The organism is Serratia sp. TSO36, from assembly GCF_057808395.1.
This window is the reverse complement of record NZ_JBJZOU010000010.1, coordinates 92,869-110,196: the sequence shown is the minus strand read 5'-3', so window position 1 is coordinate 110,196 and position 17,328 is coordinate 92,869. Positions and strand designations below refer to the sequence as shown.

Here is a 17,328-nt window from a genome sequence, read left to right as displayed (position 1 = left end):
GATTACGCCTCCTCAGCGCCCCAGATATACCTCAATCACCCGTTCGTCGGCCTGCACCTGCGCCAGCGATCCTTCCGCCAGCACCTGCCCCTGGTGCAGCACCGTCACGCGATCGGCGATGGTTTCCACAAACCCCATATCGTGCTCCACCACCATCAGCGAATGCTTGCCCGCCAGCTCGCGGAACAGTTCGGCGGTGTAGTCGGTTTCGGCGTCAGTCATGCCGGCCGCCGGCTCGTCGAGCAGCAGCAGGTGCGGCTCCTGCACCAGCAGCATGCCGATCTCGAGAAACTGTTTCTGCCCATGGGACAACAGCCCGGCGGGCCGGTGGCGTTCATGCCCCAGCCGCAGGGTCTTCAGCATCTCGTCGATGCGGTCGCGCTGTTCGCTGCTCAGGCGGGCGCGCAGGCAGGCCCACACCGACTTGCGGGTTTTCTGCGCGATCTCCAGATTTTCGAACACCGTCAGCGCCTCGAACACCGTCGGTTTTTGAAACTTGCGGCCGATGCCGGCGTGGGCGATCTGCATCGGCGCCAGCCGGGTTAGATCGACGGTCTGATCGTAAAACACCCTGCCGCTGTCCGGCCGGGTCTTGCCGGTGATCACATCCATCAGCGTGGTCTTGCCAGCGCCGTTGGGGCCGATCACGCAGCGCAGTTCGCCGACGCCAATGCGCAGCGACAGATCGGTCAGCGCGCGAAAACCGTCGAAGCTGACGTTGACGTTGTCGAGCTGCAGCACCGGATCGGTTTGCTGCCGGTATTTATCCGCCGGCAGCGGGTGGGTAAACAGCTCGTCGGTCACTTGCATCGCTTTCATGAGGTTTTCCTCCGGCGCAGCAGGCCGATCACCCCTTTGGGCAGAAACAGCGTGACGACGATAAACATCAGGCCGAGGAAGAACTGCCAGTATTCGGGAATGGCCATGGTGAACCAGCTCTTGGCGCCGTTCACGATGCCGGCGCCGAGCAGCGGCCCCACCAGCGTGCCGCGCCCGCCGAGCGCCACCCAGATGGCGGCCTCGATCGAGTTGGTCGGCGACATTTCGCCGGGGTTGATGATGCCGACCTGCGGCACATAGAGCGCGCCGGCCAGCCCGCACAGCACCGCCGACAGCGTCCAGACGAACAGCTTGAAGCCCTTCGGATCGTAGCCGCAGAAGGTCAGCCGGTTTTCCGCATCGCGCACCGCGGTCAGCACCCGGCCGAACTTGCTGCGCGCCAGCGCAAAGCCGATGGCCAGGCTGGCGGCCAGCAGCAGCACCGTCGCCAGGAACAGCGCCACCCGCGTGCCGGCGGCGGTGATGGGAAAGCCGAGCAGCGTGGTGAAACCGGTAAAGCCGTTATTGCCGCCGAAGCCGGTCTCGTTGCGAAAGAACAGCAGCATGCCGGCATAGGTCAGCGCCTGGGTCATGATCGAGAAATACACCCCTTTGATTTTCGAGCGGAAGGCGAAGTAGCCGAACAGGAAGGCCAGCAGGCCCGGCACCAGCACGATCAGGCACAGCGCCCAGGCGAAATGCTGGGTGCCGCTCCAGAACCACGGCAGCTCATTCCAGGAGAGGAACGCCATAAACGCCGGCAGCCCGTCGCCCGCCGCCTGCCGCATCAGGTACATGCCCATGGCGTAGCCGCCGAGCGCGAAGAACAGCCCGTGGCCGAGCGACAGCAGCCCGGCATAGCCCCACACCAGATCGAGCGCCACCGCCACCACCGCGTAGCACAGGATCTTGCCCGCCAGCGTCAGGGTATAGGTGGACACCGCCAGCGGATGATCCGCCGGCAACAGCGTCAAGAACGGCATCACCAGCAGCACCAGCAACGCCAGCGCGCCGATGCTCAACGCCAGCCGGGGCGCTTTCTGCACGCCGGTTACGGTCAATGGTTGGCTCATCAGTCAATCACCCTGCCCTTGAGGGCGAACAGCCCCTGCGGGCGCTTTTGAATAAACAGAACGATCAGCACCAGGATCAGGATCTTGCCCAACACGGCGCCGATCTGCGGCTCGAGGATCTTGTTGACGATGCCGAGGCCGAAAGCCGCCGCCACCGTCCCCGCCAGCTGGCCGACGCCGCCGAGCACCACCACCAGGAACGAATCGATGATGTAACCTTGCCCCAGCTCCGGCCCGACGTTGCCCAACTGCGACAGCGCCACCCCGCCGAGCCCGGCGATGCCGGATCCCAGCCCGAAGGCCAGCATGTCCACCCGACCGGTGGGCACGCCGCAGCAGGCCGCCATCGCGCGGTTTTGCGTCACCGCGCGCACGTTCATGCCGAGCCGGGTCTTGTTCAGCAGCAGCCAGGTCAGCGCCAGCACCAACAGCACGAACGCGATCACCGCGATGCGGTTCCACGGCAGCACCAGGTTCGGCAGCAGCTGCACGCCGCCCGACAGCCACGCCGGGTTGGCGACCTCGACGTTCTGCGCGCCGAACAGCACCCGCACCAGTTGGATCAGCACCAGGCTGATGCCCCAGGTGGCCAGCAGGGTTTCCAGCGGCCGGCCGTACAGGTGGCGGATCACCGTGCGCTCCAGCAGCATGCCGATCCCGGCGGTGATGGCGAACGCCACCGGCAGCGCCGCCAGCGGGTAGAGCGCCAGCCACTGCGGCGCAAACTGCTGAAACAGCCCCTGCACCAGGTAAGCGGAATAGGCGCCGAGCATCAGCATTTCGCCGTGCGCCATATTGATGACGCCGAGCAGGCCGTAGGTGATCGCCAGCCCGAGCGCCGCCAGCAGCAGGATCGAGCCGAGCGACAGGCCGCTGAACGCCTGGCCGAGCAGATCGCCGATCATCAGGCGATGCTGCACCCGCTGCAGGCTGCGTTGCGCCTCGGCACGCACCGCGGCGTCCGGCTCGTGAGCGGCGTCGGTCAACGCCTGCAGCCGCGCGCGGGTTTCCGGCTCGCCCGATTCCCCCAGCAGCCGCACCGCATTGAAGCGCACCTGCGGACTGGCGTCGGTCAATTGCAGGTTCGCCAGCGCAATGCTCAGCGCGTCGCGTACCTGCGGGTCTTTCTCCTGCGCCAGCCGCCGAGTCAACAGCGGCAACTGCTCGCCCTGCGCTTCGCGCTGCAGCGCGGTCGCCGCCTGCAGCCGCACCGCCGCGTCCGCGCTGACCAGCCGCTGCGCCGACAGCGCATTGGCGATCAGAATGCGCAGCCGGTTGTTCAGCCACACCTTCTTCGGTTCGCCAACCGGGGCCGCCTCGCCCTCGAGCGGCAGATAGCGATCGCCCTGGCGGATAAAGACGCGCTTCGCCCCGTCGATCGCCACGGTTTCCTGCTGCAGCCCCTGCAGCAGCGGCAGGCGCGCGGCGTCCGGCTCGGCCGCCCAGGCCTGCAGCAACTTGGCCTGCTGCGCACGGTTGGCCGCCGCGAACTCATCGGCCGGCCCGGCCTGCGCCAGCAGGGGCCAGGCGCACAGCAGCCACAGCCCGACGCGCAGAGAGGATAAAAACGGAGATTGCATCAGCTGCCTCTTCTGTTGGGCCGGCGGGCGCTGGGCCGCGCCGGCGCTGAGTGACGTTACTTGCTGCCTTTCACCGGGTAATCCGGTTTTTTGTCGTTGCCGGCGATATACGGGCTCCACGGCTGCGCGCGCACCGGTGCCTCGGTCTGCCACACCACGTTGAACTGGCCGTTGCCCTCGATCTCGCCGATCATCACCGGCTTGTGCAGGTGGTGATTGGTCTGGTCCATGGTCAGCGTGAAGCCCGACGGCGCGGCGAAGGTTTGCCCGGCCATCGCCGCGCGCACCTTATCGACGTCGGTGGTGCCGGCCTTTTCCACCGCCTGCGCCCACATGTGGAGGCCGACGTAGGTGGCCTCCATCGGATCGTTGGTCACCGCGGTGGCGTAATTCGGCAGGTTGTGCGCCTTGGCGTAGGCTTTCCACTGGCTGACAAACTGCTTGTTGGTCGGGTTATCCAGCGATTCGAAGTAGTTCCAGGCCGCCAGGTTGCCCACCAGCGGCTTGGTGTCGATGCCGCGCAGCTCTTCCTCGCCGACCGAGAAGGCGATCACCGGCACGTCGGTGGCCTTGACGCCCTGGTTGGCCAGCTCTTTGTAGAACGGCACGTTGGAGTCGCCGTTGATGGTGGAGATCACCGCCGTGTTGCCGCCGGCGGCGAATTTTTTGATGTTGGCGACGATGGTCTGGTAATCGCTGTAGCCGAACGGCGTGTAGACCTCTTCGATATCCTTGTCCTGTACGCCTTTGCTGTGCAGGAAGGCGCGCAGGATCTTGTTGGTGGTGCGCGGATAGACGTAATCGGTGCCCAGCAGGAAGAAGCGCTTGGCGCCGCCGCCGTCCTCGCTCAGCAGGTATTCCACCGCCGGGATCGCCTGCTGGTTCGGCGCCGCGCCGGTATAGAACACGTTCGGTGACATCTCTTCGCCCTCGTATTGCACCGGGTAGAACAGCAGCCCGTTCAGCTCCTCAAACACCGGCAGCACCGACTTGCGCGACACCGAAGTCCAGCAGCCGAACACCGCCGCCACCTTGTCCTGGCTCAGCAGCTGGCGCGCCTTTTCGGCGAACAGCGGCCAGTTGGAGGCCGGATCCACCACCACCGGCTCCAGCTTTTTGCCGAGCACCCCGCCTTTAGCGTTGATCTCGTCGATGGTCATCAGCGCCACATCCTTCAGCGGCGTCTCGGAAATCGCCATGGTGCCGGAAAGCGAACTCAGAATGCCGACCTTGATGGTGTCGGCGGCCTGCGCGCTCCAGGCCAGGCCCAGGCCGACAGCGGCGGCGGACAGCGCAAAAGCTTTGATAAAACGACGACGTTGCATAGTTCAAACTCCTGATGTGTGTGAAATCAAAATCGTTACGCCGAGCGCGCCGGCTGCTGGGCCCGCGCCTGGTGCAACATGTGCAGCGTTATTTTTCGTACCTCTGCCTTGCTGACGGCAATATGCTCGCCGAGCAGCGCTTGCGCCGCCCCACTTTGCCGCTGCAGGATCGCCTGCAAAATGGCGGCGTGTTCGCGGTAGGTGGCGTCCACCCGCGCCTGCTGGGTGAAATCCAGCCGGCGAATGATGCGGATCTTTTCGGTCAGCTCGCGGTGAATGCGCGCCATCTCGCCGTTGCCCGCCGCGGCCACCAACGCCTGATGAAACTGCTCGTCGTGCTGCGACACCGCCTGGCCGTCCGCCAGACGCGGCGCTTCGGTCCAAAAACGGTTCAGCGCCGCCAGCGCGGCCGGCGTTTCCCCGGCCGGCCATTCGCACAGCCGTTTCACCGCCTCTTGTTCCAGCACGATGCGCAGGTCGTACAGCTCTTCGAAGTAGGCAAAATCGAACGGCCGCACCTGCCAGCCGCTGCGAAACAGCACCTCGACATAGCCTTCGCGCTCGAGTCGAAACAGCGCCTGACGCACCGGCGTGCGGCTGGCCGCCATGCGCTGCGCCACGTCACTTTCGCTGAAGCGATCGCCCGGCAGCAGGCGAAACTCGAAGATGTCGGCCTTGAGCTGCAGATAAATGCGCTCCGCCAGCCCCTCCGGCCGCGCCTTGTGCTCTCCGTTGGTGATTTGCATCTTCGCCCCTCCGTTCAGATCGCTTTTTCCAGCCACAGCAGGGCGTCGCCCGGCCCGACCGGCCGCCCCTGCCGGCAGCTGATGCGTTTGACGATCCCGGCGCGCGGCGCGGTGACCGCCAATTCCATCTTCATCGCCTCGACCACGATCAGCGGCTGCCCGGCCGCCACCGCCTGCCCCGGCTCCACCAGGATCTTCCACACGCTGCCGTTCAGATCGGCGCTGACCAGATCGCCGTCGATCGCGTCTTCTTCAACCGGCGGCAACAGCTGCGCCTCGGCCTCGTCGTCATCGCTGCGCCAGCGCGCCACTTCGGCGTTGAACGCCTGCTGCTGGCGATGCTGGAAGTCGGCGATCGCCCCGGCGTTGTCGGCCAGGAAATCGGTGTAGGCGGCGAAGTCGAATTCGCTCTCTTCGATGCGCACCTGCATGCGCCCTTCGCGGAACGCTTCGCGCTGCTCGTCCAGTTCTTGCTCGCTGACCGGGTAGAAGCGCACCTGATCGAAGAAGCGCAGCAGCCAGGGCTCACCGGCGGTGAACTGCGGGTTTTTGAGGAATTTGTTCCAGATCGGCAGCGTGCGCCCCACCAGTTGGTAACCGCCCGGCGAGTCCATGCCGTAGATGCACATGTACATGCCGCCGATGCCGACCGTTCCTTCGGCGGTGTGGGTGCGCGCCGGGTTGTATTTGGAGCTCAGCAGGCGATGGCGCGGATCGAGCGGCACCGCGCAGGGCGCGCCGAGGTAAACGTCTCCCAGACCGAGGATCAGGTAGCTGGCGTCGAACAGGATGTCGCGCACCTGCTCGCGCCGGCTCAGGCCGTTGATGCGCTGAATGAAATCGACGTTGTTCGGCAGCCAGGGTGCCGAAGCGCGCACCGTCTGCTGATAGCGATCGACCGCCCCCAGCGTGGCCGAATCCTCGAACGCCATCGGCAGCCAGACGGTGCGCGTCGGTACCTTCAGGCGGCTGACGTCCCCCAGCGCCCGTTCGCGCGCCAGCAGGCGCTGCAGCAGATCGGCCTGGCTTATCAGCCGGCTGTCGTAGCGGATCTGCAGCGAACGCACGCCCGGCGCCAGCTCCGCCACGCCCGGTATCGCCTCCTGCCGCAGCGACTGCATCAGCAGATGAATGCGCAGCCGCAGCGCCAGATCGAGCACGTTGTCGCCGTACTCCATCAGGATGTAGCCGTCTCCCGCCTGGCGATACGCCACCGCCGGGCGCCCTTCCGCCGCCGGCAGCGCCGCCAGCACCGCGGCGGAAACGGTATCCGCCGGGGCCAGATCCGGCGGCGGCAGGGTGATGGCCTTCACCGCCGCCAGCGCTTCGATGCTGCCGAGCTGCGCCTGTTCCAGCGACTGCGCCTGGCGAAAACCGATCGGATGGAACCGGATGCGGTCGCCCGGCTTCACCTGCCCCACTTTCCACAGCTCGGCCTTGGCGATGGTCACCGGGCAGACGAAGCCACCGAGGCTCGGCCCGTCGCGGGTCAGGATCACCGGGAAGTCGCCGGTGAAATTGATCGCGCCGATGGCGTACTCGCAGTCGTGCACGTTAGAAGGATGCAAACCGGCTTCGCCGCCGTCCTCTCTCGCCCACTCGGGCTTCGGCCCCGACAGGCGCACGCCGAGGCGATTGGAGTTGTAATGCACCTGCCAGTCGGTGGCGAAGAAGGCGTCTATCGATTCGGCGGTGAAAAAGTCCGGCGCGCCGTGCGGCCCGTACAGCACGCCGATGTGCCACTGGTCGCCGTAGTGCGGGATCAGGCTGTCGTCCATCACCTGCGGCGCGGCGATCGGCGCCGGCGTGGTGCTGGCGGCCAATTCCGGTTGAGCGATCGCCAGCATGTCCGCCACGCGCAAGGTGCGCCCGGCGTGGCCGCCGAACTGGCCGAGCGCGAAGGTGGAACGGCTGCCGAGATACACCGGCACGTCGAAGCCGTTGCGTACCGCCAGATAGGTGCGGCAACCGTGCGTGGCGCGCCCCAGCGTCAGCACCTGCCCGGCCCGCACCGCGATCGGCCGCCAGTAGGCGACCGCTTCGCCGTCCAGATCGGCCGGGCAGCTGGCACCCGTCAGCGCGATGGTGGCGTCGCAGTGAAAGCGCAGCGTCGGCCCCTGCAGGGTGAACTCCAGCCCGGCCGCCGCCGGGTGGTTGCCGACGATGCGGTTGGCCAGCCGGAACGCGAAGTCGTCCATCGGGCCGGACGGCGGCACGCCGATGTCCCAATAGCCGAGGCGGCCGGGATAGTCCTGCACGCTGCTGTAGGTGCCGGGTTGCAGCACTTCGAGGCAGTGCGGCTGGTAATGCAAATCGTCCAGCAGGCGCGTCCAAACGTCGCCGCGCTGAAATTGCGGCGTGGCGATCACCTGCCGCAGGTAATCGAGGTTGGTGGCGATGCCGTGCAAACGGGTCGCCGCCAGCGCCACGCGCAGTTTTTCCAGCGCCTGCGCGCGGTCAGCGCCGTGTACGATCAGCTTGGCGATCATCGGGTCGTAAAACGCCGAGACTTCGCTGCCGGTCGCCACCCAACCGTCGAGGCGCACGTCGGCGGGGAAATGCACCTCGGTCAGCACGCCGGGGCTGGGCTGGAAGTTTTTCAGCGGATCTTCGGCATAGAGGCGCACTTCGATCGCCGCGCCCTGCGGCGTGCGTTGCAACGCCGCCCAATCCAGCGCATCGCCCGCCGCCACCTGCAGCATGCATTCGATCAGATCCAGGCCGGTGACCATCTCGGTGACCGGGTGTTCGACCTGTAAGCGGGTGTTCACTTCGAGGAAGTAAAACTCGTCGCGCGCGGCGTCGTAAATAAATTCCACGGTGCCGGCGCTGCGGTAATTTACCGACTCGCCCAGCGCCACCGCCGCCCGCTGCAGCGCCTGGCGGGTCGCCGCCGGCAGGTGTGGCGCCGGGGTTTCCTCCACCACTTTTTGGTTGCGGCGCTGCAGCGAGCAGTCGCGCTCGCCGAGCGCCGCCACCCGCCCCTGGCCGTCGCCGAAAATCTGCACCTCGACGTGGCGCGCCCGATCGACGAAGCGTTCGATAAAGGCGCCGGCGTCGCGGAAGAACTGCTCTCCCAGCCGTTTGACGCTGTCGTATGCCTCGCGCAGCGCCGCCTCGTCGTCACAGCGCGTCAGGCCGATGCCGCCGCCGCCGGCGGTGCTTTTCAGCATCACCGGGTAGCCGATGCGCGCGGCGGCGGCAACCGCCTGCTCCACGCTCTCCAGCAAGCCGGTGCCCGGCGTCATCGGCACCCCGGCCAACGCCGCCAGCTCGCGCGCCCGGTGCTTGAGGCCGAACTCGCGCATCTGCGCCGCCGTCGGGCCGATAAAGGCGATTCCCGCCGTCTCGCAGGCGTCGGCAAACTCGGCGCTCTCGGACAAAAAGCCGTAGCCGGGGTAGATCGCCTGCGCGCCGGTGGCTGCCGCCGCCGCAAGGATCTTGTCGATGCTCAGGTAGCTGTCGGCGGCCTTGTCGCCGCCGAGCGCCACCGCCCTGTCGGCTTCGGTGACGTGCGGCGCATTGCGGTCGGCGTCGGAATAGACCGCTACGCTGGTGACGCCCAGGCGTTTCAGAGTGCGAATGGCGCGGCAGGCGATCTCTCCGCGGTTAGCGATCAGTACGGTAGTAAACATGTTCATGCCCCCTTAACGCCGGCGAGATAGTCGCGCCAGCCGCCAAACTCGGTAATATCCGTGGCGCCTTCCAGCGCCCAGGCTTCGCAGATAAACCCCTTCACCCGCCGGCCGTCCGCCAGCAGCAGCGTGCCGATACCCAAGGGCGCCGGAATTTCCGCCACAAACTCGCCGAAACGGGCCAGCGGGATGTCCCACAGCTCAAGACGGATCGCCGCTCCCTGCGCCACACGCGCCAGCCCCGGCTTCGGCGGCTCGGTATCGGCCAGCGCGTAGAGGCGGTAACAGGGGGCGGTGACGGTTTGCTCCACCCGCACCGCGTCGCGCTGCGTCAGCTGGACGTTGAGCGGCATACCGCTGAGGTGAGCGCCCACTACCGCCAAACGCACGTGTCCCGAAGACGGCGCCGGCGCGGGTTGCGGCGGCAATGCCCGGCCGGTTGCCCCGAGCGGTAAGGCGCTTTGCCGTTGCCAGCGCACGCCAAACGCCGCCAACGCCCGGTCATGCCAGGCGGGCGCAATCAGGGTGATGCCCGCCGGCAGGCCGTCTTCGCGCAGCGGCCCCGGCAGCGCCAGTGCGCTCAGATCGGCCAGGTTGGTGAAATTGGTGTAAGTGCCGAACTGCGAATTGAACAGCACCGGCTCCTGCGCCATCTCCGCCAGGGTGCGAATAGTGGGCGCGGTCGGCACCACCAGCGCGTCGAATGGCGCCAGCCGCTGGGCGATCTGCCGCGCCAGCTCGGCGCGCAGGTATTCCGCCTTGTAGGCGTCGCAGGCGCTGTAGCCCAGGCCGTTGCCGACGATGCCGCGCACCACCGGGTCGATAGCCTGCGGGCTCGCTTCCAGCACCTGCTCAATCGCCACGGTGCGCTCCGCCACCCAGGGGCCGTAATACAGCTGCTCCGCCAGGGTACGAAACGGCGCGAAATCGAGGGGTTCCAACGTGGCGCCGCCCGCCTGCAGCTGCGCCAGCGCGCGGTGAAACGCCCGCTCGGCCTGCACGTCACCGAAAAACTCCAGCTGGGCGGGAACGGCAAAACGCGGCGCGGCGGGGATATCCGCCGGCGCGGTATGCGGATCGGGGCGGGAATACGGATCTGCTTCGTCAAAGCCGCTCGCCAGTTCCGCCACCTGCGCGGCATCGGCCACCGTCAGCGCGAAGACCGACACCGTATCGTTCAACCGGCAGGCCGGCACCACGCCGCGGTTGGACAATCGGCCCTTGGTCGGCTTCAGCCCGACGATGTTGTTGAACCCGGCGGGCACGCGCCCCGAACCGGCGGTGTCAGTGCCCAGCGCGAACGGCACCAGGCCGCGCGCCACCACCGAGGCGGAGCCGGAGCTGGAGCCGCCGCTGACGTAGCGGCTGTCGAAGCTGTTGACCACTGCGCCATAGGGTGAGCGGGTGCCCACCAACCCGGTAGCGAACTGGTCGAGGTTGGTTTTACCGATGGCGATCGCCCCGGCGGCGCGCAGGTTGGCGACCACGGTGGCGTCCGCCGCGGCCTGATAGGTGAACGCCGGGCAGGCGGCGCTGGTCGGCCAGCCGCCGACGTCGATATTGTCTTTGATGGCGAAGGGCACGCCGAACAGCGGCAGGCGGCTGAGATCGCCGGCGACTGCTTCGAGCCTCTGTGCCAGTTGCCGATACTGCCGCTCGCGCTGCGCCGGGGTGGCGAGATACAGCCAGGCGTTGTCGTCTGAATCCAAATCGGCGACCAGCGCTTCAATCGTGGCGCTGACGCAGGCGAGGCGCTCGCCCGCCGGACGGGTTTGATAATGGTGCTGCCATTCACTGAGGGTAAAACCGCACGTTTCAACAGGGTCGCTCATCGGCTGAATTCCATCTGGTACACAAGATGGAATTCAACAGAGCAACCGGCGTGCCAATTTTTAATCTCATGATTTCAATAAATTATAATTAAAACTTATGACGACGGCGGCGAATGGGCTGCACCAGCGGCGCGCAGCGGGAGAACAAAAAGAGTGCAATAAGGGGATGATGCAGAGGAAAACCGGGGCGACGACGCTCGCCGCCCCGGGAGGGGGATGTGGATCAGTCGTTGATACGTTTCAAACCGATCGAGGTAATGCAGTAGGTCTGTTGCTTGCCCTTCTCCGCCAACCGCACGTGCTGCATCTCGTTGACGATCGCCAGACGGTTGTCCGGCTCTTCATGCCGCAGGTGGATCACCTCACCGCCGTAGCCCGACAGCGGCAGCACCCAGGTTTTAGCCGGCTGATTTTGGCTGCCGATGACGTCGTAGCTGAGCAAGGTGTTGCCGTCCGCATCCGTCACGCTGAGGAAGGCGTAGCTGTCGGCAAAGTAGTGGTGGGCAATCCCCGCCGCCAGCGTCACGGTCACGGTTTTCTTCACCAGATCGACGGCGCCGGTCAGAAACTGGCGATCGCCGATCCCTTTGCAAACCACGGTAAACGCATTGCCGACGTTAGCGCCCGGCGGCGTATTGTCGGCCGGCAGGCAATCCCGATAGGTCGCCAACAGCGACTCGCGCTGCGGCTCGGCGAAGGCGCCGATCGCCAGATAAATATCGTCCTTGAACGACGACGACGGCGCGTAGTAGGCCGGCAGCAGGCGTCGCAAACGCTGTGCCGCCTGTTCCAGGCGCGTCAGCAGCGCCTGCTCGGGATCGCCGGGCAACGCCGGGTTTTTCAGCCCGCTGGTTTCGATACGCAGCACGTTGGTTTTGTTTTTGTTGTCGATGACGCCGGCCGCAGCCGGATTCAAACGCACCCGGCTCGGCTCCACATGGTAAATCTCGATGTCATCGCCCTCGGCAAACGGCAGTTCGTCGTGACTCAACGTAGCCTGAGTGCCCTGAATCTCCTTAGTGAAGCGCACCGCGCCCTGCCGATCGCGCAGCGTCACCCGGGCATAGGTTTCACCGGGGAAGTAGGAATGCGGCGTGGTACTGGTCACGTCAACCACCACTGCGCCCTTGGCGCGATCGGCGACCACGGTGGCGAAGACCGCATCGCTCAGGCCCAACAGAGCGATCTCCTGTGAAACGATCGGCGAAGCGGCTTTGCGTTCGAAGCGAAGCGTTACCGCGTTTTTCCCCTGCTTCACCGTCAGGTAACCCGCCGTCGGCCGATATTTGCGATCCTTGCCGGTCGGCAACCGCAGGGTGTACACGCCGATCGGCAACGCATTCAGGGCCAGGGTCGGCGCGTCGATACGAACCTTGTAGGCATAGCGCGCCCCTTCCATCAGCACCAGATCCTCACCGTAGAGCTGCGCAAAGTCATCGATATCCAGACTCAGGGCGACATCGCCTTTCAGGCCGCTCGCCTTGAGCTGACAGGAATCGACCAGGCGCAGGGAGGAATCCAGCTTCAGCTGTGCCTGCACCGCCGGCAAACTCTGCGCATCCACCAGTTGATACAGCGGATACACCGCCTTGGCGTGGCTGAACGCGTTGCGGTCGCGCTGCGCTTGGGTGATCACGCCGCCGGTCAACTCGACGAACGGCGTCACGTCGATTTGCTCGCCGGCCGCGGCGAAGCTTGCCGACAGCAGGTCCAGCAAGGCATGCTCGGACGGCACGAAGCCCGGCGTATTGCAGCTTTGGCGATACTGCTGGTTAAAGTGCGTGAAGGCGTTCTTGCCTGCCTTGTCGACCATCAGCATCGCGAAGAACAGCTTGGAGCGCAGATCCCACTGGTTGAGCGGCGTGCCCTGAGCGATCAGATCGACGATTTTCTTCTCGACGCCGGCCGCGTTGCCGTAGTTATACAGCCACCCTTCCTGGTATTTGCGCTCTCCCAGCATCACGTCCTGATAGCAAGCGGCGTAAATATTGTTCCACATCTCACCGGTGGAGAAATATTTGTCGCCCATAAAGTGCCCCTGATAGCCGTGCGCGATCTCATGCAGGCTGCCCCAGTTGCTGTCTTTCGGCGTCAGCCAGAAGCTGCTGACCGAGTTGCTGGTTTCCGCCGTCCAGCGGCCGCCGTAATACGCGGCGCCGGCGCCGTGTTTATCGGCCTTCATAAAGTAGCGGTTGCGAATATTACGATCGGATTCGTGTTCAGCCTCGAACGAGACGCCGGTCAGCGCATTGTAGAAGGTGAAAATGCGGTCATAGTAGGCGATCAGCCCGTCGATGTTTTTCGCTTCGCCCAGCGACTTCAGCGCCGGTTTACTGATTTTCGGCACCAGCAACACCGCGTATTCCGCATCGACCAGGGCAAACTCGGCGTCCCGATCGTCCCAGCGGGCGAAAAATACGGCTTCGTTTTCGCCACGGCGATAAACCGGCAGCGCTTTCGCCGTGTCCGGATACTCGAACTCCAGCGCCGGTTCGCCCTGCCCGTACGGCGTATCGATGAACGGCACCGAGACGGCATTGACCTGGGCCTCGACCCAGCTCGCGCCGACGCTGAATTCAGCCTCCGTTTTGCTGTCGTCATTCAGCAAGCGCAGCGTGAGCTTGCCGGTAAACGCCGCGTTGGTCTGCCGCACTCGCAGCACCTGCCCGGCGGCGAGAATGATGCCCAGGTGCTGACGATCGTGGTCGATACCCTTGCTCATGCCTGCCGCATCCAGCCAGACCGGCCGGGTCAACGTGTAAAGTGATTGGGTTTTCGTGATGGTTGGCATCCTGCTTTCCTCATGGTTGGGGGGATTGAATTGACCATGAGAAAGTAACCGGAGGGGCGGCCCGTCCACCATCGATGGCGGATGGCTGAGGGCCAGTACAACAACGGCGGGCGGGAGAGCGGCAATAAAAAAGGCGCAACCTTGCGATTGCGCCTGAGGCTCGGTGAACGCTGCGCGTTACTCGCCGCGAACGCGCTGCGCCAGCCCTTTGAGGAAGTAGCGCAGCATCTGATCGCCGCACGGGCGGTAGTTCTTGGTGCCTTCTTTGCGGAACAGCGCGCTCAGCTCCGGCTTGGAGATACGGAAGTCCACCGCGGTGAAGATCTGGTGCATATCGGTGTCTTTCAGCTCAAACGCCACGCGCAGCTTTTTCAGCACCAGGTTATTGGTGATCGGCAGCTCAACCGCCGGCGCAGGGAACTTGTCGTCCTTGCCGCGCTTGAAGAACACCAGGCCGTTGAGGAAGTGCGCCATCACTTCGTCCGGGCACTTCTCGTAGCCCGGCTCGCCTTCTTTGATCACGTAAGCGTCCATCGCCGACACCGCCACCTCGAAATCGTCCAGTTTAATAATCTCGACCATTTTGGCATTGTTAATGCTCAGCATATAGCGCACGCTGCGCAGCACGTCGTTGTTCATCATGGGATTGCATTGCCTTATTTGTCTAACGGGGACGTGCGCACATTGCGAAACGAAATGACTGCCACACACCTTGAATGTGCGGCAGTATAGGGATCGGCAAGGGGTTTCTCAATCGATTTGGCTTTTTTGCTGATACAGCGGGATGTCTTCGCCGATGATGTACTTGTTGCGCAACATCGACGAGACCTTATCCATGATCATCACCACCACCACCAGGATCAGGGTGATGAACATCACCACGTCCCAGTTCCACAGCCGCATGTTCTCCGCGTATACCAGGCCGATGCCGCCGGCGCCGACGAAGCCCAGCACCGCCGCAGAGCGGGTGTTGGACTCGATCTGGTACAGGCTGAGCGCCAGGAAGGTGGGGAACGATTGGGTGAAGATGCCGTAGCGGTGCTTCTGCAACCCGTTGGCGCCTACCGCCGTCAGACCACGGCTGGGGGACTTGTCCACCGCCTCGTGCCCTTCGGCGTACAGTTTGCCCAGCAGCCCGACGTCCTGCATCACGATCGCCAACACCCCGGCCAGCGGCCCCATGCCGACGGCGCGCACGAAGATAAGCCCCCAGATCGCCATGTCGATACCGCGCAGCACGTCCAGCAAGCGGCGCACCAGCACGGAGATCGGCCGCAGCAGCGGCGTCGACATCACGTTGCGTGCGGCGAAGAACGACAGCGGCAGCGCGATCAGCGACGCGGTAATGGTGCCGGCGAACACGATGGCGATGGTGATGCCGATCTGCTGGAAGTAGTACATGAACGGCCAGTTGACGAAGTCGTGCCAGACGAACATGCGCAGGAAATAGCGCCCCAGCTGCTGACAGCCGTTGATAAACTGCGGCCAGGTAATGCCGAACACCAGGAAGAAGAACACGTAGTACAGCACGATCGCCAGCGCGATCAGGCCAACGGTGCGCAGGTAGCGCCCCTGCTGCGCGAAGATCGCCGGATGCTGTTGTTTCAACTGGCGCAGCGTTTTCGCCGACGCCGGAGTGCCCGCTATCATTTTGCCCCCTCCACCACGCGCTTGCGCAGCTCGCCCGACACATAGTCGAGCACGGAAACCACCACGATGATCAGCAGCAGCGTCATGCTGACCTGATCGTAGCGATCGAGTTTAATGTTGGTCATCAGCTCCTGGCCGATGCCGCCCGCCCCCACCAGCCCCAAAATGGTCGACTGACGGAAGTTGATCTCCAGCCGCATGAAGCTGTAGGAGAGAAACACCGGCTTCACCTGCGGCCACAGGCCGAAGCGCATGCGCTGCAGCGGCGTGGCGCCGCAGGCCGCCAGCCCGCGCACCGGTTTGTTGGAGGCGGTTTCTATCGATTCGTAGAACAGCTTGGTCAGGCTGCCGATGGTGTGCAGCGCCAGCGCCAGGAAGCCGGGAATGGCGCCGATGCCGAACGCCATCACGAACATCACCGCCCACGCCAGCTCCGGCATGGTGCGCAAGAACGCCACCAGCGTACGGATCGCCAGCCGCACCGAGGCCGGGGTATAGGTATTGCCGGCCGCCAGAAATGCCAGCACGGTCGCCACCAGCACCGAGAAAATGGTCGCCGCCAGCGCCAGCTGCAGGGTCTCCCAGATCAGCGGCAGCTGGATATTCAGGCGGTAACCCCAGTAGGCCAGCGAGCCCTCGGTACGCCCATCGGCGAACAGCAGAGGCCAATGCAGCGTCGGAATGGTTTCGGCGAGGTAGTCGAAGAAGTGCGGAATAGACACCCAGACGGTGTGCAGGTTGAACTCGGCGAGGTTGCCGGCGCCCAAGTACAGCGCCACCAGCCCGAGCGACCACAGCAGCGCTTCACGCTTTTGCTTGCTGCGGATCCGTTGGTAATAGTGTGCGAAATCGGTATTCAAAAGAGGTCTTCCATCTTTATGGAACAAGGGGCTCAGCACGCTGAACCCCTTCATTCGGACGGCCGAGGCAGCCAGGAATTAACGGTCGCCTTTAGTCAGCTCACGCTTCATATCGATGATGGTCTGGTATTCCGCCAGGGTGGTGTCGCCGATGTGCTGCTTGCCGCCCATCGCTTTGATAAAGCACTGGTGATCGTCTTTATCCAGCTTCTTGATGGCGGTGACCACTTTGGCCTTGAAGTCGGCCGGCAGCGAGTTGCTCACCAGGATCGGGCCGTTCGGGATCAGCGGCGACTGCCAGATGATGCGGATCTGCTTCATCAGGTCTGGATGATCCATGCGGATCATGCGGGTGAACGCGCCGCTGGTGTAGCCGGTGTTGTAGTCGCCGATCATCGACGCCCAGGTCACCGCGCCTTCGAACTGGCCGTTCAGCACGCCGAGGATGTCCTGCTCGTGGCCGCCGGAGAAGGTGACGCTGGAGAAGGTGTTGTTGTATTTGTTGTCGACCGTGCCGCCGAACAGCTTTTTAAACGCCTGATTCGGGATCAGGAAGCCCGAGGTGGAATCCGGATCGGCGAAGCCGATGGCCTTGCCCTTCAGATCTTCCAGTTTCTGGTAGGGGCTGCCGGCCTTCACCACCACCACCGAGTGGTAGCCGCGCGACTGGTCGACGTCATCGACCGCGATGCCGACGATGTCCACCGCTTTCGGATCCTTGATGTAGACCGAGGCGAACGACGACGGCGACATGCTCAGCACCAGGTCAATCTTGCCGCCCAGCAGACCCTGGATCACGCCGGAATAGTCGGACGAATTGCGCAGCTTAGTATCGACGTTTAGCTCTTTATCCAGGAACTGCTTCACGCACTGGTTATCGCCGATCTGCTGGGTGGCGTTCTGGCCGCCGAGAATGCCCAGGTTCAGCTCTTTCGGCGCATCCGCTGCGGCAGCATTAAATACCATCATCGCGCCGGCCATCAGGGTGGTCAGACTCAATACTTTTTTCATCAGGTG

Annotated in this window: 12 protein-coding genes; all 12 read right to left on the bottom strand. The window is 64.5% G+C overall.

The genetic code is table 11. The annotated features are described in order from the left end of the window. Window positions 1-12: 12 nt before the first annotated feature. Entirely contained in the window at window positions 13-819 is an 807-nt protein-coding gene (urtD, locus tag ACK3CV_RS07565) for an urea ABC transporter ATP-binding protein UrtD (RefSeq protein WP_015377102.1), read from the bottom strand. Continuing rightward, window positions 816-1,892 carry an urea ABC transporter permease subunit UrtC gene (gene urtC, locus ACK3CV_RS07560; RefSeq protein ID WP_033637598.1) on the bottom strand — a complete coding sequence of 359 codons (1,077 nt, stop codon included), beginning with the start codon at window positions 1,890-1,892 and terminating at the stop codon, window positions 816-818. Before urtC ends, urtD begins: the two co-directional genes overlap by 4 nt. Continuing rightward, complete coding sequence (gene urtB / locus ACK3CV_RS07555; RefSeq protein ID WP_164140675.1) at window positions 1,892-3,472, bottom strand: urea ABC transporter permease subunit UrtB; 1,581 nt, start codon at window positions 3,470-3,472, stop codon at window positions 1,892-1,894. Before urtB ends, urtC begins: the two co-directional genes overlap by 1 nt. A 56-nt stretch (window positions 3,473-3,528) precedes the next feature. Beyond that, window positions 3,529-4,797 carry an urea ABC transporter substrate-binding protein gene (urtA, locus tag ACK3CV_RS07550; protein WP_164140674.1) on the bottom strand — a complete coding sequence of 423 codons (1,269 nt, stop codon included), beginning with the start codon at window positions 4,795-4,797 and terminating at the stop codon, window positions 3,529-3,531. A gap of 35 nt (window positions 4,798-4,832) precedes the next feature. Further along, window positions 4,833-5,543 (bottom strand): GntR family transcriptional regulator, encoded by a 711-nt coding sequence (locus ACK3CV_RS07545; protein ID WP_033637595.1) that lies wholly within the window; start codon window positions 5,541-5,543, stop codon window positions 4,833-4,835. 14 nt (window positions 5,544-5,557) lie between these two features. Continuing rightward, window positions 5,558-9,178 (bottom strand): urea carboxylase, encoded by a 3,621-nt coding sequence (uca, locus tag ACK3CV_RS07540; RefSeq protein WP_164140673.1) that lies wholly within the window; start codon window positions 9,176-9,178, stop codon window positions 5,558-5,560. Window positions 9,179-9,180: 2 nt separating this feature from the next. Beyond that, a complete protein-coding gene (atzF, locus tag ACK3CV_RS07535) occupies window positions 9,181-11,010 on the bottom strand; it encodes an allophanate hydrolase (protein WP_164140672.1) in 1,830 nt (609 codons plus the stop codon). 223 nt (window positions 11,011-11,233) lie between these two features. Next, on the bottom strand, window positions 11,234-13,801 hold the full coding sequence (locus tag ACK3CV_RS07530; RefSeq protein WP_489009822.1) for a putative mucin/carbohydrate-binding domain-containing protein: 2,568 nt from the start codon (window positions 13,799-13,801) through the stop codon (window positions 11,234-11,236). 177 nt (window positions 13,802-13,978) lie between these two features. Beyond that, complete coding sequence (locus ACK3CV_RS07525; protein WP_004939471.1) at window positions 13,979-14,443, bottom strand: YehS family protein; 465 nt, start codon at window positions 14,441-14,443, stop codon at window positions 13,979-13,981. Window positions 14,444-14,551: 108 nt separating this feature from the next. After that, window positions 14,552-15,451 carry a phosphonate ABC transporter, permease protein PhnE gene (gene phnE, locus ACK3CV_RS07520; RefSeq protein ID WP_164037375.1) on the bottom strand — a complete coding sequence of 300 codons (900 nt, stop codon included), beginning with the start codon at window positions 15,449-15,451 and terminating at the stop codon, window positions 14,552-14,554. Further along, a complete protein-coding gene (gene phnE, locus ACK3CV_RS07515; RefSeq protein ID WP_033637590.1) occupies window positions 15,448-16,311 on the bottom strand; it encodes a phosphonate ABC transporter, permease protein PhnE in 864 nt (287 codons plus the stop codon). The genes phnE (ACK3CV_RS07520) and phnE (ACK3CV_RS07515) overlap by 4 nt, the downstream gene beginning before the upstream one ends. Before the next feature lie 78 nt (window positions 16,312-16,389). Next, window positions 16,390-17,322 (bottom strand): phosphonate ABC transporter substrate-binding protein, encoded by a 933-nt coding sequence (gene phnD / locus ACK3CV_RS07510; protein WP_025302014.1) that lies wholly within the window; start codon window positions 17,320-17,322, stop codon window positions 16,390-16,392. Window positions 17,323-17,328 lie beyond the last annotated feature (6 nt).